Genomic DNA, 25,177 nt, shown 5'->3' on the forward strand with positions numbered 1-25,177 from the left:
ATATTTCACTTCTCGTAAATAAATATTAACAATAAAACTCGAAACTGAATTTGCTTCCGAGCTATGGAGTTTACATGGATGCTTCTGAATCTTTAACACCAGCAGTAGGGCCTGGTCCATCAAACAAGCGGGGTTGGATAATCTTAGCGGTTGATATCGTACTATTGCTGTTACTGTTGAAATACTTGCCATTTGATGACAAAGCTAATGCAGGCCTCGCTATGATGGTCTTTATTGGCGTGCTTTGGTTGACCGAAGCTATTCACGTTACAATCACTGCTTTATGTATTCCAATTCTCGCTGTAGTGCTTGGGTTAATGAATACAGGTGATGCGCTGAAATCTTTTGCGAACCCAATTATCTTTTTATTTTTTGGTGGGTTTGCATTAGCAACAGCATTGCACATTCAAGGTCTTGACAGGCTAATTGCTAATCGTTTACTGATGGCAGCTCGCGGTCGCTTGTCTGTTGCTGTTTTATTATTATTTGGCGTTACAGCTTTACTGTCGATGTGGATCAGTAACACTGCAACTGCTGCTATGATGCTACCGTTAGTGTTGGGTATTTTATCTAACCTAGATGTTCGCCATGAACGTAACACTTTTGTATTTGTATTATTGGGTGTTGCGTATAGTGCCAGTATTGGTGGTTTGGGAACCATTGTTGGTAGCCCACCTAATGCGATCGCAGCTGCTGCATTAGGGTTAGATTTCTTATCATGGATGAAATACGGTATTCCTATCATGGTGGTATTACTGCCAATGATGTTTGTATTGATGTATATGATGCTGCGTCCTAATCTTAAACACCGTTTTGAAATTGAATTAGAACACGTGGAATGGAATGGTAAACGCATAACAACAATGGTTATTTTCTTATTAGCTGTTGTATGTTGGATCACTAGTACATTTATCAGTGATGCATTCGGTGGTGTTAAAGACTTAGATACTATTATTGCAGTCAGTGCCGCGATCCTAATTGGTATTTCTGGCGTAGCTAGTTGGGCGCAAATTCAAAAGAATACTGAATGGGGCGTGCTAATGTTATTTGGTGGAGGTTTGACCCTGAGCGCAATTTTAAGCTCTTCAGGTGCGAGCCGCATCATGGCAGATTGGATGCAATTAACATTTGGCCAAAGTCACTGGTTTGTGATTATTATCGCCGTCACAGCCTTTATCATCATTTTAACCGAATTTACCAGTAATACAGCGAGTGCGGCATTATTAGTGCCTATTTTTGCGACAGTTGCTGAGGCATTAGGTATGCCAGTTATTGTATTAACAATGATCATTGGTATTGGTGCATCTTGTGCATTTATGTTACCAGTTGCGACACCACCAAATGCAATTGTGTTCGGTTCTGGCTATATTAGGCAAATCGAAATGGTGCGGGTTGGGGCAGTGTTGAACGTTGCTTGTATCATAGTGATTTCACTGTTTGCATGGTTCGTTTGGATGTAACTTAAGCCCAAATTTGAATTAACACACGGCCTCTTATTCGGAGGCCGTTTTGTTTGTTATTTCGTAAGATTGGTATTACTGGGGTGGCTGAGCGATGAGTATTTGTTGGTTTTTACCTATCTTTATAGCACCTTTATCTGAAAGCATAATATCACCGTCTCCACGTACTGAAAGACTCATTGCACTGATAAGGCCTTTAATATCAATTTTATTTTGTGGGCAAAGGAAGTTATCTTGGCATTGGTACTGATGGCTCTCAAGTGTAATATTTCTCCCAGTTAATTTTGCTTGTTCGTCCAGTTCAAATTGGTTTCCTTGGATGTAAGGAATGTCTGTTTTAAACTTTGAGCTATATTTAATGACTGCTTCACTAGGTGACAGTGTACCGATACCGGATGCACTAATATAATTTTGTATAGCTGCATTGATATTGAGAGTGTTTTGTAGCTTTATTTGGTCAGCGAATACATTTATTTTTGACAATAATATAGGGTTACCTTGTTGTTGAGTAATGGTGACAAGGCTATCTGGCTGGGTTGAAAACTTTAGTTGGCTGTAGTCCTCTAACTTTTTTGGTTCAAGTTGGTTATCTTTTTCTTTATTTTTGATATATTGCCTTTCAAACTTTCCTGCTACTAATGACAAACTATTTATATTATTAGTTATGCCATTCTTCCATGAAATACCATTTGGGTTTGCGATAACTAGGTTAGCCCGTTGGCCTTTTATGCCTAAAACTCCTTGTAATTGGCTTTCTTCATTTCCTGTTACTTCAGCAAATATAAGCTTGGCAGCTTTATTATTAAGATTGCTATTGCTGTTTATATCATTGTTAAAAACTAAACCGTCTTCATTGGAAGATAAACTCTCAAAAGTATTGAATGAAATATGGTTTTTAAGTGGAGCTTCAATGTTAATGACTTTTGCTTTATCGATGTTGGGAGGGGTTGAGTTAGAAATAAAAGGTAGAAATAAACTTAGATATGTGGCGGTTTTTACAATTATTAATTTCATATATAACTTCCTTGCTATTATAATGACTCCTGAACAGTGTTGATTATACTTAAAAGTAAGGTTTTTAAAATAACAAAAAAAACACCATGATAATAAAAAATATCAGTTATTTCCCATGGTGACTGTATGGGGTTTATTTGTTTATTTTTGTTTTTTAGTTGAATTATTTAAATTTATAGTGTTAATTAATAAATGATTATTTAATTAATAGATTATTACATCAAAGGAATGATATAAATGTTGAATGATAAATATAGTTTGCTAGATTTTTTAATTATAAAAAAACATTTTGGGATTAAGCTAATATATGTAGGAAATGTATTAGCACAGAAAATAATGCAAGTTAGCCCCGAATTAATAGCTCAAGTATTGCGGGATAGATCTTTAAAAACGGGCCTTTTGGGGCGAAGGATACAAACAAAAAATGGTCTTGCAAGCCATGATATTCAGCAATTAGCCACAGACCCATTATCCTTTATTAGGCTGAATGCCATTAGTGGCGATAACATGACAAAAATGGGGAAGCTTCCTCCACACGGCCGTGCTCAATTAGTCAAGCTAGCACCAAACAGTTATGCAGCTGAATATCTGTATGAGCCTTCAAGAATGGACCCTAAATTAGCCGTTGAAGCCTATTTTTTAGGCTATAATGGGGCTAATCAGTCAATTAAAACACCTGCTTATGTTGATATACCTATACAAGCAACTGAAAATAGCTTTTTATTTACAGGGTCTTTGACAGGGTGCTCTGTTATTGTCACAAAGTTAAACGAGACAACATACCGTGTTTATCATGATGGCCGAGTAAACAGTTCAGTATTATATGATAACGTAGTAATGGCATTTGATTTTAAAGATTATCAAATATCTGGCACTGAAGAAGGGCTTGCCGTTGCTTATATGCAGTTTAATCATGGTGGGTGGCAATTATTACTACAACGCCAAGAATATGAAGTCATTAATGGCACTCCCACCCCCATATTGCGTAGAAATAGTGCCTCGATTAGTGCTTTATACCCAAATGAGCGGCTTTCTCATGATGTTTTAGATAAATTTAACCTTCATCGTAATGAAATACATAAAAAATTAAAACAAATTGCAAGTGAATTTGGTATTGATACTGATAATATTTTAGATGGCGTGTATTTTGAAGGGGAGTTTTCATTACAGCATCCTGCTATTACGCCTTGGTTAAATTTACGTGATGAGATAAAAATTCAAATTGCTAAAAATATTAATATACTAAATAATAAAATAGAAGAAATAAATTTAGAATTGACAGCGTTAAATAGAAAAGAAACACATAGTAATGAGGATTCGATTAGAATTGCACAATTTAAAAAATCTATTGAGGAACATAAGATTACACGTGGATACTATAGGCAGAAGTATGGTTCTATTTTGGCAGAAGCATTAGTCGTTGAACGCAATTGGTTATGGTTACAAATAAAAAAACAACATGGGGAATCTTCAATTATTCAAATGGAAGACCCGAGTATCCAGAGTGGAATTAATTTTAAAACCCAGCCAATTGAAAAGCTTTATGAGCTGGTGTTATATAATGACATAGTAAAACATAATGTTAAATTTAATGAGGGTATTGAACAATATGATCAGATAGTTATTGATGGTTTTAATGATGATATGTCATCATTAAAAATGAAAGAGTTATATATTAAGAGTGAATTAAGTATTGAAAAGAGGGGGGCTTTATACCAACATATAATTAGAAAGGAGAAAGCAGAGTTTGAAAGTAATATTTTAAGCTTCACTTTGAAATCTAATTCATTGTTTCGAGACGCGGGGGGGATTGACCAACGAATTGCTCCCCAAGATTTTTACTTGCCTTTAATGGGGGATAATTCGGGGGGGCGTTGTTATCCTTTAGTTAGGACGATGTCTGTTGCATTAAAGTCAGAGGGGATGATAGGTGCAAATAAATTTCTAAATAAAATGTTTTTTGCAGCAGCATCACCTGAAGATAAAAACTCAATTTTATTAAAATTTGCACTGGAGAATCTCCATTTAAATATAGAGGCGACTCAGGCATCAACAGTTCTTGGTACATTTGAATTAAATAAGGTAAAAGAAATTCTGGTTGATTCTAAAGGATCAAATATGTATGCACTTAATAGTGTTACACACTCGATGCTATTAGGGAAAACGATAATTAATGATGAAACAAATTATTATTTTTATGATCCTAACTTTGGTATTTATGCTTTTGATGATCCTGATAAATTATTTTCTGCTTTGAATAAATTTATGTTTGAAAATAACATGGCTCAGCACTATTCAGTTGTCGGTGGTCAATTTGAAATGGTATCAATTGATACAGAGCAAATGTCTGATGTTCAAATTGGTAGCCGTTTAACTGTTGCCGATTTAGTTCAGTCGGATGATTTAACGGAGTCTATTCACCAAAGCGAGGAGGTAGCAGAGATAATTGCTCGTCAAGACTTAATCGCAAGAGACAAGCAAATACAGGCTTCCTTAGCCATTTTAGAGTCAGAGCGGTTGGGAGAACGCCTTGAATCGGCTCTTTATGAAGTGATTAATAAACATCAATTAGATGAAAAGTGGTTACCCGTTTTTGAAAATGTTGAGAAATTGAGCGATGACCGATACCGCATTCAATTTATTCACCAAGACGTAGAAGCAAAAACACGGTGGATTGAAACAGAAAACGCAACATTTTTTGAATTTAAAGAATATTTTCATAAACAGATAGCAATACTAAAGAAAAATTATTCTTTTAATGGTAAGGAGTTACAAAGAAAAAGTGGTATTGGGGAAGCGGAACATGTAGATGGCCTCAATATAGCAATGGGTATACAAGCAATAATTCAATGGTCTGCAAATCGAAATCGCAAGGCAGCGGCTTCTTCGGAACAGCCATCAAATCTAGAAACAGCATTACGTATTCATACTTACATTAGTTATTCAATGATGGCACATGGGGTGATCAATGATGCTGCTAAAGTAGGAAAAATAGCTTACTCATTGTGGCGAGAAGGAAGCGTAGCGGCTAAAACAATGATGAACAATTTTTCTTTATCGCTAGTACGTATGGCAAATGAAGGGCTTGGTATTCTTTTCCAAGGAGCAATGGTTGTATTTGATATTTATGAGTTAGCTAATGCACAAAATGAAGCACAAAGAGCCGTGTTCGGAACGCAATTGGCTTTTGACTCAGCGTCACTCGGAGCTGGTCTTGTCGGTATAGGTGCCTCTATACTCGGTGCTGAAACCGTCGCAGGTATTACTGGGCCATTATCTGTACCGATTATGGGGGTAGGGATTGGTTTTACTGCTTTAATCAATATTAATCAACGCCACGCACAAAAAGCAACTGCTGTTGGTCTGGAATTTACGGCTTATCAGCAAAGTTACCAGAATGCGGCAATAGCTTATGATGATGAAAAAAAACTTTTAATCCCAACTTATGGAGTAGTAATAGAAGAAATTAACTTTCAAAGAGGTTTTTTTAAACTGGGGAGTCAATATATCTACCGTGGTGAAAACATGACATGGACTATTCCGCATTGTTGTATGAGTGATTTTCAGTCAGCGCCACGAGCAGATATTGATAGAAAGAATGCCATTAATATTAGGGAAGCGGTTGGCGTTGTAGATAATCAGGTCAGCTTTGATGGGGGACAGTCTCATATTATTGTGTTGCCCGTCGTTCCGCAATCTTATATTCGTTATAACTACAGTGTTCTTTTCGGGGGAACAGTACGTAATGATAATGGCTTTTCAATATTGCGGAAAATGGAGGAAGACTACCAATTTTATTTTGATTTTCTCTATTGTAGTGCCGAGTACATAATCTCAGAATTAATGCATGAGTATGTCAATACTAAAATCCAAGTTACGCTTAACACTGAAAATAAACATTTGGTTGTTCCACTAATGCCTGAACCATGGCGAGGTCATATAGAACATGTTGTTAAAGGGAATGGCGGGGAATATCAAATTACAGTTAACCATGGTGCTTCCTTGCGGCTAATGGAAGACTTAAGCAGTGATAAGCTATCCCAATGGATACTTGATACAAGTCTGATTGATGATGGTAAAGAACTTAATGTTTCATTTTATGATGACCATATTAAAATAAATGGGTTTACGATTGGAATTGATGCTACAGCTAAATCAAGCCTGATAAAAATTATTAATAGTAAGAATGAGCTTAATATAATTAACTTTAGTGCTCAAACAATTGAACCCATTAGTTTAGATGGACACCGATGGAGTGTAAAAGGCCAATCTATTGAACAACACCTTAATGAATTAGCGGATAAACATGAATTACATGGGCAATATGTAGTAGTTAATAGTTATCAGCATAATGGCTTAGATGTTGGGCGTGCTTTTTATGACGTTGCAACAAAACGTATGTTATTTACGAATTCATTATCAGAAGAAAACCAAACAGCAGAATTAATCGGCGTTATTGGTGATGTGGTTTATTTCTATTCGAGAGAAAAAGCGATAGCTTGGCAAGCCAATGTTAAGACCGGCGATATTACCCATAAAATAGAGGCTTCATCAGTTTTAGGTAGTGGAGCAGAAATTGTTCATGCTTCATTAGAATATAATCAATTTAATATTACATTACGTCAAAATTATCTGGGGCAGAAAATAGATAGCACTTATCGAGTGCTTAGAGATAAATTAGAGCTAACAAAGGTATTTAATAATAGAAAGTTAATTAATATGCTTCATAATACCCCGACTATATTATCTCAAGAACAACGTCAAAAACTGTTACAACATGACTACTTAGTTTTTTCTGATGAAGTAATAAACTCTAGTTCAGATTTATACATGCCTATTGAGCCAAATGTTAGGAAAGTCGTCATACTCACAGAACAGGAGCAAAACCACGAAAGGGAACAAGGTTTTACTTATCATCCTGAACATATTGGAAACCCTAGTTCACAGACCGAAACTTCCGTTGGGAAAATCGTAAAGCTAATAGGGACAGACAAAGGTTTTACTTACCGTTATTGGTTACGAAGTGAGAGTGGGACATTAATTAAGTGTAATTTAGCCAGACCTGATAATTATGATAGCCAGCTAAGTTCACAGTTATTACGGCGATATTCCATAACGGCAGAAAAACAAGTCGAAATTGATTTGCTATTAGCTAAACCAGGTATACCACTAAAAACAATTATGGAAAGTTCTCATTTTGGTATATCACAAGAACACTTAATACGAGCTGAGAATTTATTTAAAATTAGTGGAAAGAAAGCAACCTTAGCCAAGGTTTTGGGGGTAGTTCATGATCTCTATGACTTGAGAAGCGACCAGTGGGTATGGCAATCACCTGAAGATTTAATATTGGTTGGTAGCCTGTTTAATCAAAGTGGACAGGAAGTATTCTTTTTTTATAGTCGAAAAGAAGATGTAGTTTTTTACCAAGAGGGGCTTGGGCAAGATATTATTGAACCAAATAACCCAACGGCTTTACGTTTAAATTTCCGCCAGATAGAGAATGTTATTAACTGGCAGAATAATATTTTAATTATTCAAGATGATGGCACAGTAAAGCAACTTAATGCTGATGGCACTGCTGATACAGTTGCCCTTAATAAAAATTGGTTTAATAAGTCAATTTTTAAGTGGAGTAATTTCAATCAATTTTCAAATGAAAAACACCCTATTGCGTTATTTGGGTTAAAAGGTGCTGATGGGAAACGTATATTACCTGCATGGTATTTAAAAGGTAAAATTATCATATCACCATCATTTTCACCGGAGAGTGAATTACAAATCATGGGGTTTGATGATGCTAAACAGCAGGGCATAATTTTTGATACAAAATCAAAGAAATTATATCAAGTAAAGGCAATTGACTCTGCTCAATTTGACCGCATTTTTGATCAGAATAGGGTTATGATACACCCTGAGAACCTACCTGAATATATGGATTTATACCCAAACCTCAGCTTTAAGTCCGTAAAAAAAATAGCGGGTGGTTTAATGCTACAAATAGATAGTGATGAAATTATATATCACCCAATTTTGCAGAATAATAAACAGCTAAGTTCATCGTTAATTATAAAAGGAACAAGGGGTGATGATAATTTAAAGTTAGAGGAATTCAGAAATACATTTGTTTTGATTATTAGCTTAGGTGAAGGCTCAGATACGTATAATTTCGAGAAAGCAGATTGGCAGTATTATAAAGCGATTATTATCAATAATTACTCGGCAGATCGGGTTGTTGATCGGCTAGTTCTCCCCATAGAAGCTCAACTGGGGGATATATATGCTAGTCGCCAAGGGGAGGATTTAATCATTACGGACCCAATAAACAATACATCGTTATGTATATATAAAGCTTATAGCTCACAGGCTGACTCCTACCGTCACCTACAAATTCAAATTGGTGAAACTGAACAATTTATTGATATTAGTATTCTTGCTGAACGTCCTCAGGTTCGTCATGGCTTAATGTATTTATCCGCTTATTTTAATGAGCAGCTAAGAATAAATGACGAAATCGCGCTATTAGGGGGATTTACAACTCAAATGGCTGTGGATGATGGAGTCAATACGTTGCAGAAATTAGCCTTAGGGCAAGGGCAACGTTATTCCGATACATTATTATTCGATACAGTGAATCAACATTAAATAGTGATCAGGTTGAAAAAAAGAGCCACGTAAGTGGCTCTTTTTAAGTCTTATAGGTAATTAATGCGAAGCTGGTGGATGGCTGTGTTCAATATCTTCAGACTTCTTAGAGAAACGGCGACGGATCACCACGAAGAAGACTGGGACAAAGAAAATAGCCAGTGAAGTTGCTGCGAACATACCACCCAGAACACCCGTACCTACTGAGTTCTGAGATGCAGAACCTGCACCATTACTAAATACCAGTGGAATAACACCTAGCATAAATGCCAGTGATGTCATCAGGATTGGTCGTAAACGCATCTTAACTGCGTCAAGTGTTGCCTCGACTAACCCTTTCCCTTCTTTTTCCATTAAGTCTTTGGCGAATTCAACAATCAATATTGCGTTTTTCGCCGAGAGCCCAATGGTTGTTAGTAGACCTACTTTAAAGTAAACGTCATTATCTAAGCCTCGAACTGAGGTGAAGATTAATGCTCCGATAATACCTAGCGGAACGACTAACATAACAGAGAACGGAACTGACCAACTTTCATACAGTGCTGCCAAGCATAGGAAGACGACTATCAAGGAAATCGCATATAGAGCAGGGGCTTGGTTACCTGCTAAACGTTCTTGATAAGACATCCCCGTCCACTCATAACCAATTCCTTTTGGCAGGTTTTCAGTCGTGAGTTTTTCCATTAGCAGCATAGCATCCCCGGTACTTTTACCTGGGGCAGCCTGACCTTGAATGTTCATTGATGGGACACCGTTATAACGCTCTAAACGTGGTGAACCAAACTTCCAAGGGTCTTGGGATGTGTCCAAAAATGCAGAGAATGGAACCATTTTACCTTGGTTGTTACGAACATACAGGTTACTGATATTTTTTGGCAGCATGCGGCTTTCTGCGTCACCTTGTACGTAAACTTTCTTCACACGACCGCGGTCGATAAAGTCATTCACGTAGGCTCCACCGAAGATCGAGCTTAATGTTGCGTTAATATCACTAATCGCAACACCTTGTGCCTGTGCTTTTTGTTGGTCGATATAAATACGGTACTGTGAGGTATCATCCTGACCATTTGGACGGACACCTTGCAGCATTTCTGGGTGCTGAGCTGCTAATCCAAGTAACTGATTACGGGCTTCCATTAATTTTTCATGCCCTAAGTTAGCTTTATCTACAAGCTCGAAGTCGAACCCGTCGGCGGTACCTAACTCAACAATTGCCGGTAGGTTAAATGCGTAGATTAGCGCTTCTTGTTTTTGTGACAGCGCGATATTAGCGCGTTGTACAATCGCATCGACGTGGTTTTCATCACCTTTACGCTCGCTCCAGTTTTTCAGAACGATAAAGGCTAGACCCATATTTTGTCCTTGACCTGCGAAGCTAAAGCCCCCAACGGTAAAGACTGACTCAACGTTTGCTTTTTCTTCGGTAAGGTAGTAGTTGTTAACTTCATCCAATACCGCTTGCGTTTGTTCTTGGGTTGATCCAGGTGGTAATTGGATCATTGACAGGAATACCCCTTGGTCTTCTGCTGGTAAGAAAGAAGACGGCAAACGCACAAACATAAAGGCCATGCCCGCCACTAATATCAGGTAGATGACAAGATAACGGCCTGTACCGTTAAGCATGCGGCTTACACTGTCAGTATAATGGTGAGCTTGCTTTTCAAACATTCGGTTAAACCAACCGAAGAACCCTTTCTGGCTACCGTGACTGCCTTTTTCAATCGGCTTCAACATGGTTGCGCACAGTGCTGGCGTTAAAATCATTGCCACCAGAACTGAGAATACCATTGATGATACAATCGTGATTGAGAACTGACGATAAATAGCCCCCGTAGACCCTCCAAAGAAAGCCATTGGGATAAATACTGCCGAAAGTACCATTGCGATACCGACTAATGCACCTTGGATTTGACCCATTGATTTTTTGGTCGCTTCTTTTGGTGACAAGCCTTCTTCTTGCATTACCCGCTCAACGTTTTCAACAACAACGATGGCATCATCGACCAGAAGACCGATGGCAAGAACCATGGCGAACATCGTCAGGGTATTTATCGAGTATCCGAATGCCGATAAAATAGCAAAAGTACCCAATAATACGACTGGAACGGCAATTGTAGGTATTAAGGTTGCACGAATGTTTTGTAGGAACAAATACATTACCACAACAACTAGCATGATTGCTTCAACCAACGTTTTAACCACTTCGTTAATCGAAATTTTAACGAATGGGGTTGTATCGTATGGATAAACAATTTCTAACCCTTGAGGGAAGAAAGGTTTCATATCTTCAAGAGCTGCGCGCACGTTATTAGAGGTATCTAATGCGTTTGCACCTGTCGCCAACTTAATACCAATACCAGCAGCAGGTTTACCATTAAAACGGGCAATCGTGCTGTAGTTTTCTGCACCTAATTCGACATCAGCAACATCTTTAATGCGTACTTGTGAACCATCTTGGTTTACACGCAGCAAAATATTGCTAAATTCTTCAGCATTATTTAAACGTGTTTGTGCAATGATAGAAACGTTTAAACGCTGGTTAGCAATTGAAGGTGAACCACCGAGTTGCCCTGCTGCTACTTGGTTGTTTTGAACCTTGATAGCATTAATGACATCCGTTGTGGTCATGTTGTATTTAACGAGCTGTTCTGGTTTTAACCAGATACGCATCGCATATTGCGTACCAAATAGTTGCGTTTCACCGACACCATTTACTCGGCTAAGTGGGTCTTTAATATTTGACCCAACATAGTCAGCAATGTCGTATTGCCCCATTGAGCCATCATTAGAAACGAAACCGGCAACCATTAAGAAGGAACTAGTTGATTTATCAACACTAATACCTTGCTGCTGAACCTCTTGTGGCAGCAATGGCATTGCCAGTTGCAATTTATTTTGTACCTGTACTTGCGCTATATCACCATCAGTACCTGCTTCAAACGTTATTGTGATGCTAGCAGAACCTGATGAATCACTGCTCGATGACATATATACCAAGTTATCGATACCGTTCATATTTTGTTCGATAACCTGAGTTACGGTGTTCTGTACAGTCTCAGCATCCGCTCCCGGATAGTTAGCTGAAATAGAAACAGCCGGTGGCGCGATGGTTGGGTACTGTGAAACAGGTAACTGGATAATTGCCAACAGACCAGCAAGCATGGTGATAATTGCAATTACCCACGCAAAAATTGGTCTTTCTATAAAAAACTTAGGCATTAATCAGCCGCTCCCTTATTTAGACTTTTCTTCAGGTTTTGCCTGATTGTCTATGGATTGCGTTTCTAAGTTAGCTTCCTTAGGATTCACAACAATTCCTGGTTTGATTTTTTGTAAGCCGATGACAATGATGCGATCACCTTCTTGTAAGCCATCAGTTATCAGCCATTTATTGCCAATAGCTTGACCAGCTTTAACCGCCCTGACTTCAACTTTATTCTCAGCGTTGACGACCATAACTTGAGAAGTCCCTTGAGCTGTACGGGATAACCCTTGTTGTGGCACCAAAATCGCTTTTTCAATTATGCCATCTTCTAATACCGCACGAACAAACATACCTGGAAGTAACTCTTTGTTCGGATTAGGGAAAACGGCTCTCATTGTGATAGAACCTGTTGTTTCATCAACAGTCACATCAGAGAACTCGAGAACACCTTTTTGTGCGTATTCTAGGCCATCATTACTGATTAAGCTTACAGGGGCTTGACCAGATTCTCTTTGGACAGCACCTTTGGCTATCTCATTTTTTAGACGTAAAAAATCATCGCTTGATTGAGTGACGTCTACATAGATAGGGTCTAGTTGCTGAACACGCATTAACTCAGTTGCTTGACCAGTAGAAACTAATGCCCCTTCAGTGACATTCGATTTACCAGTACGACCACTGATTGGCGCAGTTACTTTGGTATAGTTCAGGTTAATACGTGCAGTTTCAACTGCGGCTTCAGCCGCTTTAACAGCAGCAAGAGCTTGTGCATAAGTTGATGTTGCTTGGTCGTATTCCTGACGGCTAATGTAATTAGTGCCTAACAATGGTTTATAACGTTTAACTGTCAATCCTGCTAAATTTGCATTTGCTTGCGCTTTCGCTAATTCAGCTTTTGCACTGTCATAGGTTGCTTGGAATGGTGCAGGGTCAATCTGGTACAAAGATGTGCCAGCTTCGACATCGCTACCTTCTTTATAGTTGCGCTTCAAAATGATGCCACTAACTTGAGGACGAACCTCAGCAACACGAAATGCAGATGTACGGCCTGGTAACTCGGTTTTGAGCGTCAGAGGTTCGGCTTTAAGCGTAACAATTCCTACTTCAGGCGCCGGGCGTTCTCCGCCACCTTGTTGTTCGTCGTTACAACCGGATAAAGCTAAGCCACCTGAAAGAACCAACAGAGCCAGAGGTAACACCCCTCTGTTTTTTCGCATAAGTTAACCTCAATTAATCAATATGAGTTCAAAACAAAAATAAGAAAAATGGTAAACAATATGATTTATCACTGTGCTATAGTACAAACATACACGATTGTATGTAAATCAGCTTTCGATAGAAACGGGTCACAATGGCACGAAAAACTAAACAACAGGCTGAAGAAACTCGCCAGGAAATATTAGATGCTGCTATCAAAACATTCTCTGAACGAGGCGTTTCTGCCACATCATTAGCCGATATTGCAAAAGCCGCCGGGGTTACCCGTGGGGCGATATATTGGCATTTCAAAAATAAAGTTGATCTTTTTTATCAAGCCTGTGAGTTTGGTGATAACCAAATTGTACAAGCTGAAGAATATTATCGTTCTAAATATACCAATGATCCACTTTCAATACTAAGAGAATTGTTAGTTTTTATTTTAACTGATTTCATTGAAAGCCCTAAAAACCGCGCTCTGATGGAAATATTTTTTTTGAAGTGCGAATTAGTCGGTGAAATGGCGGCGCTAGTTGATTTTAAACGGGCTAATTATGTTGCTAGCCAATGTCGAATTGTTGAAAACTTACACTCGTGTATTGCGGCAGGGCAATTACCGGCAGACCTAAATGTCGACTGCGCTGCTATTATGATCCGTTCTTTGATGTCAGGTTTATTGGAAAACTGGCTACTCCAGACAGAAAACTTCAATATAAATCAACACACCATTACATTGGTTGATACACTATTAGAGACTTTAAAAAGTAATGCCGCAATACGGCTTAAACCAATTCAAACTGAATAATTGGAGTGTAAAATGTCATCTATCCTGATTATTGCCAATGGCGCACCTTACGGCAGTGAAACATTATTTAACTCATTGCGTTTGGCGATCACCTTAAAAGAGCAAAATTCACAGTTGGATTTAAAAGTTTTCTTAATGTCAGATGCAGTGGCTGCGGGATTGGCTGCGCAAAAACCCAAAGAAGGTTATAATCTTCAACAGATGTTAGAAATTTTAACCGCACAAAATGTTCCCGTGAAATTGTGTAAAACATGTACGGATGCACGAGGAATTAGCGAACTTGCTTTAGCGGACGGTGTTGAAGTTGGGACGCTTGTTGAACTCGCCAGTTGGACATTAAGTGCTGAGAAAGTATTAACGTTCTAGTCTGGGGTCGTGCAATATTTACCTAGTGTGCTGATAGTTCTTTATCAGCACTTTGTGTAATAAAACAATATGTGAAAGCTTATTATGAGTATATAGGGATGTTGTTATGATGAAACAACAACGGAATTGGCTACATTTAATTAGCATAATCTTATTATTTGCCACAGTGCTTTTTTCCTATCCTGTTAACGCATTAACCACGAGTCATTTACCGAGTAAAAATGAGATTAAAAGTGCACTCGATGCATTGAATAAAAAAAGTACCTTGAATGAAGATGATAAATTAGCGTTAGCGGATTTAGAAAAAACATCTGATTTTTATGAGGAACTGAGTAAATTAGAACAACGAACTGAAGAACTACAAGAAAAACTCAACAATACCAGTGAAGATTCGAGAAAAGCGGTTCAAGGTTTACAGCAAATAAAAAAAGAAAATAAACAACTTGCAGCAAACTTCGCTGAACAAATTCAAAAAAGCACACTTTCCCAATTAGAAGCATTGAAATCATCTTACCTAGAAAACCTTCAAGTTGAACACAGTGACCTCGCTACCTACAGTAGTCAATTGATAGGGTTACAAACTCAACCTGAACGAGCCCAAGCGCTGATGCTAGAAAATGCGAAGCGTTTGCAAGATATTCGTAATGAATTAAATAATACACAAGACGATGTGGTGAGCTTAAGGCCAACCCAAATCAATATGCTACTGGTAGAACAATATCTATTACAGCAGCAAAATGAGTATCAAAAACGCATTCTACAAAGCAATACCCAATTGCAAGATGTATTGCAAAAACAACGCGATTATACCGCGGCTTATATTGAACAGCTCGAAGTCTACATTCAACAGATCCAAGCTGAAATTAGCCACCGTCGGCTTAATGATTCCCAATCGACGGTACGTGAAGCATTGAGTACCTCTGAAACAGATATTAACGTTCAACAAAACCCGATTATTCAAAAAGAAATTGCGATTAATAATACATTAAGTGATCGGCTTATTGCGGTGACAGAAGACAGTAATAAATTAGTACAAAATGGTATACGAGTTAAAACGTGGCTTGAAAGAGCGACACAATCAGAGCGAAACTTAAAAGAACAGATCAATGTATTACGAGGTAGTTTGTTGTTATCTCGAATTTTATTTCAACAACAAATTGATTTACCCGCTAATATTTTAACTAAAAACTTACCTACGACAATTGCTGATTTGCGTCTTGAACAATTTGATATTAATCAGCAGCGTGATGAACTATACCAACCCAGTGATTACATCACTAAATTAGAACAGCAATTAGAGATTAAAACGGGGGATGACCCAGAAGTGTCAACCTTATTATCAGAGGAAGACAAAGCGGTTTTAATAAAACTGTTGGAAGTTCGCCGAGGGTTGTTAGATGAGCTGAATCAACAACTCGGAGGGCAAATTTCACAAGCAATTAATTTAGAGTTAGATCAAAACCAATTATTGAGTGTTGTGAGTTCTCTTGAAAACATATTGGCACAGCAAATATTTTGGGTGAACAGTAATAAACCGATTGATTTAGAATGGCTGAAAGCCTTTCCCGAAGCGGCGACTGCACAATTCGACAATGTTGATTTATCCATTTCAAGCCGTAGCATTATGAAGGGCGTCAGTAACTCTTTGCTGGTGGTTATTCCGTTAGTGTTAGTCGCGCTAATTTTTATTTGGTTTAACCGTAAGATTAATCGACGATTACAGGATATCGACCAGCACCTTTCAAGTTTACGTAGTGACAGCGTATTAAGTACACCATTTGCCTTATTATTAACGTTAATGCAGACCTTGCCAGTATCATTGTTTTTATTAGCTATTGGTTATTGGTTTTTGAAAACAGGTAATGCTCAAGGGCCCTTTGTTTGGAAATTTTGTCAGCAATTAGCCATCTTCTGGGTGTTATTTGAGCTAACTTATCGGGTACTTAAACCCCAAGGTATCGCGCAAAAACACTTTGCTATCGAAAAAGAGAAAATAACACTTGCTCGACGTGGTCTGTTCAGATTATCTATCCCTTTGTTACCGCTTATTTTCTTTTCGACTTACGGAATTAGCAATCCATTAAAAGTGTCAGAAGATGTGATTGGTCAGCTAGTAGTGTTAATTTCCTTAGTGCTACTGTGTATTTTTACCACTCCATTTTGTAAGCGGGTTTGGCAAGAAAGGGGCAGTCATTTAACTCGGAGTATTGTTGTGGCACTACTGACATTTTCACCATTGATTTTAGTGGGGTTGATGATGGCGGGGTACTACTACACCACATTACGTTTGACGAATCGTTGGATAGACAGCTTATATTTATTGTTGCTGTGGCATATCACTTATAATGCCTGCTTGAGGGGGTTGACATTAGTCGCTCGAAAGCTTGCGTATCAACGAGCTATTGAACGACGTGCGATGTCTAAGCAAGAAGAGACGGAAAATGAGCCAATTAAAGAACCCCCTATGGCCATTGATTTAATTAGCCAACAGTCGTTGCGCTTAATGACAATGGTCTTATTTATTATCTTTGCACTAGCGTTCTATGCTATTTGGTCTGACTTTATTACGATTTTTTCCTTCTTAGACAGCGTGAATTTGTGGGGCTACACGGCGACTTCGGCGGAAGGTGGCAATATTTTACAATACGTGACGCTTGCCAATTTAATTTTAGCGTTAGTGATTATTGTTGTGTCATGGGTGATGACGCATAACTTACCTGGGTTATTGGAAGTTCTGGTATTATCTCGTTTGAAGTTGCGTCAGGGCTCAACCTACGCCATTAAAGCCATATTAACTTACAGTATTATTGGTATAGGAGCGATTGCTTCGCTGGGGATGATTGGCGTAACTTGGAATAAATTACAGTGGTTAGCCGCTGCTTTAACCGTTGGCTTAGGGTTTGGTTTACAAGAAATTTTTGCTAACTTTGTTTCTGGGATCATCTTATTATTTGAAAGGCCAATTCGTATTGGTGATACGGTGACGATCGGCGAATATTCAGGGACGGTGAGTAAGATCCGCATCCGAGCGACTACCATTGTTGATTTTGATCGTAAAGAGGTCATTATTCCCAATAAGGCTTTTGTGACTGAAAGGTTGATCAACTGGTCGCTTTCAGACACCGTCACACGGGTAACGATAGCAATTGGTGTTGCTTATGGGTCAGATCTCGACAAAGTTAAGCAAGTTTTATTATCTGCGGCGACCAGTAACAGCAAAGTAATGACAGAACCTGCACCTAATGTTTATTTTACTAGTTTTGGCGCGAGTACTTTAGATCACGAATTGCGTTTTTACGTACGCCAAATTGGTGATCGGTCTGTAACGAATGATGAAATAAACCGAGCGATAGACAAACTATGTAGAGAAAATGATATTGATATTGCCTTCAACCAACTAGAAGTTCATTTGCATAATAGCCAAGGGGATGAAGTGCAAGAAGTCAAGCGTACATTAAAAGACGGTGATGGCAACTTAGCTAATTAGCGGTCTTTCGTGCAGGTGGCTTGGGCCGCCTGCATTTGCTTCGAAATATAGTCATTTCTAACAATATCAAGGGCTTTTAGTACGATATCTGTGTCTATTTCTGAGGTTTCTAATAAATAAATCAAATCAACGGCAAGCTGTATTTCTAGCGGTGCATCTTTAAGCGAAGACATGGCAATTCCTTTTGTCGTTAATGTTGATTAATCAAAATATTGGTTTTCTTGGTGCTCAATAGCTTTTTCTATCCGTAACAGTGCTTGTCGGCAACGGTATAAACGGCCTGCCAATACGGCAAGTTCTTTTTGGCATTGGTGCTGTAAACGATGATCCGTTAGTTGGCTTAGGTGAAGTTCTTTTTCACTGACCATTGACTGCAAACGGCGTTCGTAGTCTTGATGTTGTGATAAACGTTCATATAAATCAATCTGCTCTTTCTTCTTGGTAAATGTTGATTCTTTCTCCCGCAAGGGTTGTGTCGAAATCTCACGAGAAATTGCCTGTATCTGGTGAACGATTTTTTCTGTGAGGAAATTGACCTGCTCTGCATGGTTTAGCGTGACACTATGGCAAAGCTGTAGATAAAGTGCTTTTAACTCGTTTTGGCAATCACCAAGGCGCGTCGACTTACGATTAAATAATTGCACATCAAAGCGGGAATGCGAAAACTCAAGGTCCTTTATTGGGCTCACTCGCGTCTCTAATTCATCAATCTGCTTTTTTAACGCATCTAAAAGAGCGGGGATTTTCATTTTTTATTCTCATTAAATGTGAAAAATAGCGTAATATTGATATTCAGCAACAAAAGCAACTGCAAATAGTCGGCTTCTTGTTGCATTTTTATGGTACTTTACATAAATTCTACACTTTCGTGTTTACTATATTGGCTTTTATTATGACCGCTAAAGAGCAACAACTGCAATTGATTAAAGAAAGTATCGCATCTATTCAAGATTATCCAATCGAAGGTGTGATTTTTCGTGATATCACGACTTTGTTAAACACCCCAGCAGCATACCAAGCAACCATTGATATGTTAGTTGAGCATTACCAAAATAAAGGGGTTACTAAAATTGTAGGGACTGAAGCACGTGGTTTTCTATTCGGTGCACCTGTCGCATTACGTTTAGGTGTTGGTTTTGTTCCTGTACGTAAAAAAGGGAAACTACCGCGTGAAGTATTAAGTATGACTTATGACCTTGAATACGGTACCGATACCCTTGAAATCCACAAAGACAGCATTACCCCAAATGATAATGTATTGGTTGTTGATGACCTATTAGCAACTGGTGGCACTGTTGAAGCAACAGTTAAAATGATCAAGCAGCTCGGTGCTAATGTGGTTGAAGCCGCATTTATCATTAGCTTACCTGACCTTGGTGGTGTGGAGCGGCTACAAAAAGAAGGCGTATCTTCTTACAGCTTAGTTGAATTCCCTGGGCACTAATCTTTATTTTCCCTCTATTTTTATCACAACCTCGCCGTAAGGGTTGAGGCTGTGGTAGCATGTACTAAGATTATATTTATTCACGTATCATGTTAAATTACTGTGGGAACCATGAGCTATCAGGTACTTGCCCGTAAGTGGCGACCTCAAAAATTTTCAGACGTTGTTGGCCAACAACACGTCTTGACTGCACTTGCTAATGGGCTGGAGCACCAGCGGCTTCATCACGCCTATCTTTTCTCGGGCACACGAGGCGTAGGGAAAACGACGATTGCTCGCCTTTTTGCCAAAGGTCTTAATTGCGAAAAAGGGATCACGGCATCCCCTTGTGGTCAATGTGTCAACTGCTTGGAAATTGAACAGGGCAGGTTTGTCGACCTAATTGAGATTGACGCAGCTTCACGAACTAAAGTGGAAGATACCCGCGAATTACTCGATAACGTCCAATACGCACCAGCACGCGGTCGCTTCAAAGTCTACTTGATTGATGAAGTCCACATGCTGTCACGTCATAGCTTTAATGCCTTGTTGAAAACCCTTGAAGAGCCGCCAGAACACGTAAAATTTCTTTTGGCGACGACTGACCCACAAAAACTTCCCGTGACTATTTTGTCACGTTGCTTGCAGTTCCATCTAAAAGCGTTAGATGTCACTCAAATTAGCGAACAACTTGAATTAATTCTTAATGCTGAAAATATTGAACATGACCTGCGTGCTCGCCAGCTGATAGCGAGAGCCGCTGATGGTAGTTTACGTGATGCATTAAGTTTAACAGACCAAGCCATCGCGATGGGGCAAGGCAAGGTAACTGCTGACATAGTGAGTCAAATGCTTGGCACACTGGATGATGAGCAACCATTAGCTATCATTGAGGCATTAGTCCGTGCTGATAGCATCGCCGTGATGACCCAAGTGGAGCAAGCGGCTAGCCGAGGTGCGGACTGGGAGAATTTACTGGTTGAAATTTTAACCCAGTTACACCGCATCGCGATGATCCAACTTCTTCCTGCGGAGCAAGAAACAGACCCATCTTCGATAGACGGGCGCTTGCGGCAAGTTGCAAGGGTTATTTCTCCAGCAGATTTACAGCTTTTCTACCAAACCTTGTTGGTAGGAAGAAAAGAATTGCCCTATGCACCTGAGCGGCGTATGGGGGTAGAAATGGCCTTATTGCGAGCACTGGCATTTCACCCTAAAAGTGTAATCGAAGAAATTGAAGCGCCTCCTCGGGTGATCACACAAACGGTAACACAGAGTGCACCTCAAAGGGGAGCGCCGCCACAAACTCGTGCAGAGAATTTGCCAGAAAATAGCCCAACCTTGCAGTTATTAAAAGCTAGGCAGACCCTGCAATCACCCCAAAGCGAGGACCCTGGCCTAAAAAAGGCTAAACCGGCGACGTCTGAAAAGGCTAAGCCGGCGGTATCAGCACTAGAAAGGCTGGCCGCCGTGACCAGCAAACACCAACAAAATGTGGAAAACAAAGCTTCACAAGGGGTGAAAGCTCAGAAACCAAAGCCGTATCAGTGGAAAGCTCAGAACAAAGAAACAATGGCTCAAAAAGATGCCGTTACGACGCCAAGTGAGATCAAAGAAGCGTTAGAATATGAGAAAACCCCTGAATTAGCAGTAAAAATTATTGAAGAAGGGCGGGAGCGAGACAGCTGGTCCGGGACAATAGCAAAATTAAATATTCCTAAGCTGGTTGAACAATTAGCTTTGAATTCATATATAGAAGAATTAAGTGAGTCGCAAATTATTTTACATTTGCGTTCATCTCAGAAGCACCTCGATAAGCCCCAAGCGCATAAAGCGCTAGAGGAAGCTCTGAGCGAGCAGTATGGTCGTTCTGTTGAACTGAAAATCGTTCATGATGATAATAGTGATGTGAAAACACCACTAGAATGGCGACAGGCGATTTATGAAGAGAAACTGGCGCAAGCTCGTCAGTCAATTATTGCGGATAAGACGATTCAAAAACTTCGCTCTATGTTTGATGCGCAGTTGGATGAAGAAAGTATTCGCCCCGTTTAACGCTACAGTATATTGGTTAATCTGTAGCCTCAGTTGTGAGAGAAAACTATGTTTGGTAAAGGTGGATTGGGTAACCTGATGAAACAGGCCCAGCAAATGCAAGATAAAATGCAAAAAGTTCAGGAAGAAATCGCTCAACTTGAAGCTACAGGCGAGTCTGGTGCTGGCTTAGTGAAAGTGACAATTAATGGTTCGCATAATTGCCGCCGTGTTGAGATCGACCCTAGCTTGTTAGAAGATGACAAAGAAATGTTAGAAGACTTGATTGCAGCGGCATTTAACGATGCGGCTCGACGCATTGAAGAGACACAAAAAGAGAAAATGGCGAGCGTTTCTAGTGGTATGCAATTACCACCAGGCTTTAAGATGCCATTCTAATGCAAACAAGTCCGCTTCTTGAATCATTAATGGAAGCGTTGCGCTGTCTTCCCGGCGTTGGGCCAAAGTCAGCGCAGCGTATGGCTTTCCATCTTCTACAGCGTGACCGGAGCGGTGGGATGCGTTTAGCGCAATCTCTCACAAGTGCAATGTCTGAAATTGGTCATTGCCGTGATTGCAGAACGTTTACCGAACAAGAGGTTTGTAATATTTGTGCGAATCCGCGTCGTCAGCAAAATGGTTTAGTTTGTGTTGTCGAAAGCCCAGCAGATATCTATGCCATTGAACAAACTGGGCAATTTTCAGGGCGCTATTTTGTTCTTATGGGGCATTTATCGCCATTGGACGGTATTGGTCCGATAGATATTGGCCTTGATAGGTTAGAAGAACGCTTAGCGGTAGAGACGATCACAGAAGTGATTTTAGCGACAAACCCGACGGTAGAAGGTGAAGCAACAGCAAACTATATTGGGGAAATGTGCGCACAATATGGGGTGGCAGCGAGCCGAATTGCTCATGGGGTGCCTGTGGGTGGGGAATTAGAGTTAGTCGATAGTACGACGCTGTCTCATTCGCTCTCCGGCCGCTCTCGATTGTAATATCCTCGTCATATTTCAAGCTGTAGGGGTGTTGGCTGCACTCGGCGACTCGGGTCACATACTGATGTATGCTCCCCGAGATCTCCTCATTTGCCGCCTACCTACAACTTGAACTATTTAGAGGATAGTATTGATTTCGTTTTTCTAAAATCACCCTACAGAATTCAGTTACTAATTTGAGTCGTGGGGGCTACACTCGGTGACTTGGGTCACATATTGGTGTATGTTCCTAGGGATTAACGTATTTGACGCCTAGCTACAGCACAAATTATTTAGAGTATATGATTGGAGATGAGTAGAATTATTCCTTTCATTAACTATCTTTAAAATGATTGCGGTTGTTATTATTTCCTTTCTAATCATTGGTTTTGGTTTTTTCTTCAGTAAATTTTTTTGTCTTTATCGCTTGAATTTTTGTTTTTCGCCCCCAACTAATCTGCATCGATAAGTCAAACCTATCCAATTAGATTGATGAAATAGAGGCGATTAATGAGTATGAAAGGACAGGAAACGCGTGGTTTCCAATCAGAAGTTAAGCAACTCCTCCAATTAATGATCCACTCTCTTTATTCGAATAAAGAGATTTTCTTACGCGAATTGATCTCCAACGCATCAGATGCGGCGGATAAACTGCGTTTTCGTGCGTTATCTAAACCAGAACTGTATGAGAATGATGGTGAATTGCGTGTACGTATTAGCGCAGATAAAGACCAAGGTACATTAACGATTAGTGATAACGGTATTGGTATGAGCCGTGAAGAAGTTATTGATAACTTGGGGACTATCGCAAAATCAGGTACGAAAGCATTTTTAGAATCTCTAGGTACTGATCAGGCAAAAGATAGCCAAATGATTGGTCAATTTGGTGTTGGTTTCTATTCAGCTTTTATTGTCGCAGATAAAGTCACAGTACGTAGCCGTGCAGCAGGAGCCCCTGCGGATGAAGGTGTTTTTTGGGAATCTGCGGGTGAAGGTGAGTATACTATTGCCGATATTGAAAAAGCGGAACGCGGTACAGAAATTACGTTGCATTTACGTGACGATGAAAAAGAATTCCTTGATAACTGGCGTCTACGCTCAGTAATTAGTAAATATTCAGACCATATTGCTTTACCTGTTGAAATTGAAGATAAAAATGAAGAAGACGGTACGGTAACGTGGGAAAAGATTAACCAAGCTAAAGCACTATGGACACGTAGTAAGTCTGAGATCTCTGATGAAGAGTATGTTGAATTCTATAAACATATTTCCCACGACTATGCTGACCCTTTGACTTGGACGCACAACCGCGTTGAAGGTAAACAAGAGTATACCAGTTTACTGTATGTTCCTTCTCAAGCACCATTCGACTTATGGAATCGTGACCAACAGCATGGCCTGAAATTATACGTTCAACGCGTATTTATTATGGATGACGCTGAACAGTTTATGCCAAATTACCTACGGTTTATTCGTGGTGTATTAGATTCCAATGATTTGCCATTGAACGTTTCTCGTGAAATATTGCAAGATAGCGCATTAACACGCAGTTTACGTAGTGCATTGACTAAACGTGTTCTACAAATGCTTGAAAAATTGGCGAAAACAGATGCGGAAAAATATCAAACTTTCTGGCAACAATTTGGTTTAGTGATGAAAGAGGGCCCTGCGGAAGATATGGCAAATGGTGAAACCATTGCTAAACTTCTGCGTTTCGCGACCACTCAAACAGATAGCAGCGTGCAAAATGTTTCTTTAGAAGACTACGTTAGCCGTATGGTGGAAGGGCAGGATAAAATTTACTATATCACCGCAGATAGCTATGCGGCGGCAAAAGGTAGCCCACACCTCGAATTATTCCGTAAAAAAGGTATTGAGGTATTGTTGTTATCCGACCGTATTGACGAATGGATGATGAACTATTTGTCTGAGTTTGATGGCAAACAATTCCAATCAGTCAGTAAAGCTGATGAGTCATTAGATAAACTTGCGGATGAAAACAAAGCTGAACAAGAAGAAGCGGATAAACAATTAGCACCATTTGTTGAGCGTGTAAAATCATTCTTGGGTGAAAGGGTTAAAGACGTCAAACTGACGCATCGTTTAACCGATACTCCAGCGATTGTCACTACAAATGCTGATGAAATGAGCACTCAGATGGCGAAATTATTCGCTGCGGCTGGTCAAGCTGCGCCAGAAGTGAAATACAACTTCGAATTAAACCCAGCACACCCATTGGTGAAAAAAGCGTCTGAAGTGTCAGATGAGTCTGTATTTGCTGATTGGGTTGATGTGTTATTGGATCAAGCATTATTGGCCGAGCGTGGTACATTGGAAGATCCAAATTTATTTATACGAAAAATCAACGAATTGCTTTTAAAATAAGTTAATTTTGTACTTTCGTTTTTGAACATAAACCACGCTTTTGCTTGTGCTTTAGCGTGGTTTTTTTCTTTTGCGAAAAAAGATAAATGCGAAAACGTTTACGTGTGTTCTTGAGTAAAGCGCCATGCTAATGGTATGGTAGCTTGTTTTCTTTTCAAATTATAAAAATCTAAATAGCA

The 25,177-nt window shown here is 39.4% G+C and carries 15 protein-coding genes; 10 read left to right on the top strand and 5 right to left on the bottom strand.

Annotated elements, in window-relative coordinates; genetic code table 11:
* Window positions 1–74 precede the first annotated feature (74 nt).
* Window positions 75–1,460 (top strand): DASS family sodium-coupled anion symporter, encoded by a 1,386-nt coding sequence (locus ABE954_RS05760; RefSeq protein WP_042848171.1) that lies wholly within the window; start codon window positions 75–77, stop codon window positions 1,458–1,460.
* A 75-nt stretch (window positions 1,461–1,535) separates the two neighbouring features.
* On the opposite strand, the gene ABE954_RS05765 is transcribed toward ABE954_RS05760, so the two are convergent.
* The gene (locus ABE954_RS05765) at window positions 1,536–2,474 is read right to left on the bottom strand and encodes a filamentous hemagglutinin N-terminal domain-containing protein (protein ID WP_042848169.1); all 939 of its coding nucleotides are present in this window, start codon (window positions 2,472–2,474) and stop codon (window positions 1,536–1,538) included.
* Window positions 2,475–2,711: 237 nt separating this feature from the next.
* Between ABE954_RS05765 and ABE954_RS05770 the strand changes: the two genes are divergently transcribed.
* A complete protein-coding gene (locus ABE954_RS05770; RefSeq protein WP_371025794.1) occupies window positions 2,712–9,119 on the top strand; it encodes a TcdA/TcdB pore-forming domain-containing protein in 6,408 nt (2,135 codons plus the stop codon).
* 60 nt (window positions 9,120–9,179) lie between these two features.
* On the opposite strand, the gene ABE954_RS05775 is transcribed toward ABE954_RS05770, so the two are convergent.
* Both ABE954_RS05775 and ABE954_RS05780 read right to left on the bottom strand, forming a co-directional pair.
* Window positions 9,180–12,338 carry an efflux RND transporter permease subunit gene (locus tag ABE954_RS05775; protein ID WP_042848167.1) on the bottom strand — a complete coding sequence of 1,053 codons (3,159 nt, stop codon included), beginning with the start codon at window positions 12,336–12,338 and terminating at the stop codon, window positions 9,180–9,182.
* Window positions 12,339–12,353: 15 nt separating this feature from the next.
* Window positions 12,354–13,541 (bottom strand): efflux RND transporter periplasmic adaptor subunit, encoded by a 1,188-nt coding sequence (locus ABE954_RS05780; protein ID WP_042848165.1) that lies wholly within the window; start codon window positions 13,539–13,541, stop codon window positions 12,354–12,356.
* A 134-nt stretch (window positions 13,542–13,675) separates the two neighbouring features.
* On the opposite strand from ABE954_RS05780, the gene acrR reads away from it, so the two are divergent.
* The 3 genes from acrR (at window position 13,676) to mscK (ending at window position 18,179) form a co-directional block, all read left to right on the top strand.
* Window positions 13,676–14,326, top strand: coding sequence for a multidrug efflux transporter transcriptional repressor AcrR (acrR, locus tag ABE954_RS05785; RefSeq protein ID WP_042848164.1), 651 nt, complete (start codon window positions 13,676–13,678; stop codon window positions 14,324–14,326).
* 12 nt (window positions 14,327–14,338) lie between these two features.
* On the top strand, window positions 14,339–14,692 hold the full coding sequence (locus ABE954_RS05790) for a DsrE/DsrF/TusD sulfur relay family protein (protein ID WP_042848163.1): 354 nt from the start codon (window positions 14,339–14,341) through the stop codon (window positions 14,690–14,692).
* A gap of 106 nt (window positions 14,693–14,798) precedes the next feature.
* Complete coding sequence (mscK, locus tag ABE954_RS05795) at window positions 14,799–18,179, top strand: mechanosensitive channel MscK (protein WP_371025795.1); 3,381 nt, start codon at window positions 14,799–14,801, stop codon at window positions 18,177–18,179.
* Here mscK and ABE954_RS05800 read toward each other — a convergent pair.
* A complete protein-coding gene (locus ABE954_RS05800) occupies window positions 18,176–18,352 on the bottom strand; it encodes a DUF2496 domain-containing protein (protein ID WP_042848160.1) in 177 nt (58 codons plus the stop codon). The two genes, mscK and ABE954_RS05800, sit on opposite strands and share 4 nt — an antisense overlap.
* Window positions 18,353–18,379: 27 nt before the next feature.
* The gene (priC, locus tag ABE954_RS05805; RefSeq protein ID WP_042848158.1) at window positions 18,380–18,928 is read right to left on the bottom strand and encodes a primosomal replication protein PriC; all 549 of its coding nucleotides are present in this window, start codon (window positions 18,926–18,928) and stop codon (window positions 18,380–18,382) included.
* A 143-nt stretch (window positions 18,929–19,071) separates the two neighbouring features.
* On the opposite strand from priC, the gene apt reads away from it, so the two are divergent.
* The 5 genes from apt (at window position 19,072) to htpG (ending at window position 24,998) form a co-directional block, all read left to right on the top strand.
* Window positions 19,072–19,623: an adenine phosphoribosyltransferase gene (apt, locus tag ABE954_RS05810; protein ID WP_042848155.1), complete on the top strand. Its 552-nt coding sequence runs from the start codon at window positions 19,072–19,074 to the stop codon at window positions 19,621–19,623.
* A gap of 111 nt (window positions 19,624–19,734) precedes the next feature.
* The gene (dnaX, locus tag ABE954_RS05815) at window positions 19,735–21,657 is read left to right on the top strand and encodes a DNA polymerase III subunit gamma/tau (RefSeq protein WP_371025796.1); all 1,923 of its coding nucleotides are present in this window, start codon (window positions 19,735–19,737) and stop codon (window positions 21,655–21,657) included.
* 48 nt (window positions 21,658–21,705) lie between these two features.
* Window positions 21,706–22,035: a YbaB/EbfC family nucleoid-associated protein gene (locus ABE954_RS05820; RefSeq protein WP_004260403.1), complete on the top strand. Its 330-nt coding sequence runs from the start codon at window positions 21,706–21,708 to the stop codon at window positions 22,033–22,035.
* Entirely contained in the window at window positions 22,035–22,634 is a 600-nt protein-coding gene (recR, locus tag ABE954_RS05825) for a recombination mediator RecR (RefSeq protein WP_042848149.1), read from the top strand. The genes ABE954_RS05820 and recR overlap by 1 nt, the downstream gene beginning before the upstream one ends.
* Before the next feature lie 495 nt (window positions 22,635–23,129).
* A complete protein-coding gene (gene htpG / locus ABE954_RS05830; protein ID WP_042848252.1) occupies window positions 23,130–24,998 on the top strand; it encodes a molecular chaperone HtpG in 1,869 nt (622 codons plus the stop codon).
* Window positions 24,999–25,177: the final 179 nt, after the last annotated feature.

It is taken from the genome of Providencia sp. TYF-12 (assembly GCF_041344805.1).
GTDB lineage: Bacteria > Pseudomonadota > Gammaproteobacteria > Enterobacterales > Enterobacteriaceae > Providencia > Providencia huashanensis.